Annotated in this window: 2 protein-coding genes; both read right to left on the bottom strand. The window is 56.7% G+C overall.

Annotated elements, in window-relative coordinates; translation table 11 throughout:
• The coding region (locus Q7T36_RS00010) for a cellulose binding domain-containing protein (RefSeq protein ID WP_304842675.1) at positions 1-1,326 on the bottom strand (1,326 nt) is incomplete at its 3' end.
• 27 nt (positions 1,327-1,353) lie between these two features.
• Positions 1,354-1,851 (bottom strand): YceI family protein (locus Q7T36_RS00005; protein WP_304842673.1); only part of this gene is annotated, 498 nt, incomplete at its 5' end.

Below are 1,851 nucleotides of genomic sequence, written 5' to 3'. Positions count from 1 at the left end.
GGCATACACCAGAGTCAATGCGCCAGTCGCTGTCGCCGGGATACTGTCAGCGTAGCTGATGACTTTGTAGTCATAGCTGCCAGCAGCAGTCAGGCTGTCAATGAAGCTGACAGTGTTAGCGGCATTGTTGCTGGTGGTCATCCAGCGGCCATCAGCCCCTTTACGGCGCACCAGGAAGCCGGTTTCGTTGTTGCTCACATCCGTCCAGTTGAGGTTGGCAGCGCCAGTGGCGTTGCTTACCGTACCGCTCAGGCTGATGGCTGCATTAGGCGCAGTCGCCAGGCTGATTGCAGGCACGTTGGTGGGGTTGTCGCGGTTCAGGAACATCTTGAAGTACACCGGGACTTTCTCACCAACGGTAGAGAGGCCAGCCACAGCACGCAGGGCTTCAACACCGGCATTCAAATCGAAATCAACAGAGTTGATCACGATCGGTCTGCGCGGGGAGAAGCTGACGCTGTTGTTGGCGTGTTTCACTACCAGTGCATCAAACACCACTGACTTGACGATACCGTGCAGAACCAGGTTGCCGGTGACTGACTGAACGCTGGTGCTACCGGCCGCCATGGCATCAATCACCGCCAGGTCAAGCTGGGTAGTGAAGTGCAGGCTGGGCAGGTAAGCGGATTCAAACAGCAGGCTCTGCATGCGTGGATCGCGAATGACGTTACCGGTGCTGATACTGGCCAGCGGAATGGTCAGGGTAGCCTGTCCGGTGCTGGACACAGTGCCTTGCAACTGGCTGAAGGTCATACTTTCGGGTGTTTCCACGCCGGCGGTGCTTTTCTTCACGGTAACAAAGTTAAAGGTCGAGTTGGTCGCATCGAGTAACCAGCGGGCGGCGGTGGTGTTGGCCACTGAACTGCTGCTACGGCTGCTGGTCGTTGGCGTGCTGCTACGACTACTGCTACTGACAACAGGCACGCTGCTGGTAGCTATGCCGCCACAGCTCACGCCATTGAGCGTAAAGCTGGAGGGTACGGTGCCCGGGTTGTTGACGATAAACCCGAACGACACGGAGCCATTGGCGGGCAGGTTGGCGTTATAACCGGCGTTCTTCACGCAGACATTTTTGCCCGTCTGGGTGTGTACACCATCCCAGAGGTTGGCAATGGTGTCATTGCCTGCGTAAGTCCAGCAGAGTTCCCAGCTGGTTTTGGCTGCGCTGGTATTGGTAATGGTAGTCTTGATTTGTGCACCATTTCCCCAGCTGTTCACTGAGGCGTAGTCCACGGTACAGGCTCCCTGAGCGATAGCGCCGCTGGAAGCCATGATGCCCAGGGTTACCCCGCAGGAGAGCATCGACAGTTTCAATAATTTTTTCATGATAGGTTCTCTCTTGGCTGCATCCAATTAACGGGCGTCAAAGACGAGCGCGAAGTCCACGGGTACGGCAACGCTGATCGAGGCAATGCCTACCGCAGCGCGCAGTGCTTCAACACCATCGGTCAGTGCGTAATCGCCGGCTTTCACCAGAATCGGTGACAGGCTTTGCACCAGAACGCGGTTGGCAGACAGTTTCTGTACGGAGACTTTGGTGGTAATCGAGCCGTTAACACCGTGCAGGTTCAGGCTGGCTGAGATGTCGGTGGTGGCAGATTGTCCAACGGCCAGGCTGCTGATCAAGGTGGCAGGTACAGCCACAGTTACCGTCGCGGTGGGGTAGGTGGCGGTTTGGAACAACAGATCGCGCATACGTTGATCGCGCAGGGCGACAGCGGTATTCACCGAGTTCAGGTCAATGGTCAAGGTCGCCACACCAGCCGCGCTGATGTCACCGCTCAAGGTGCCGAAGTTATGCACTTCTACGTTGTGGGTGTTTTTAGTGGTGACGAAGTTCAGGTAAGACGC

It is taken from the genome of Fluviicoccus sp. (genome assembly GCF_030646115.1).
In the GTDB taxonomy this organism is placed as follows: Bacteria; Pseudomonadota; Gammaproteobacteria; order Pseudomonadales; family Moraxellaceae; genus Fluviicoccus.
This window is presented reverse-complemented; position numbering and strand designations above follow the sequence as displayed.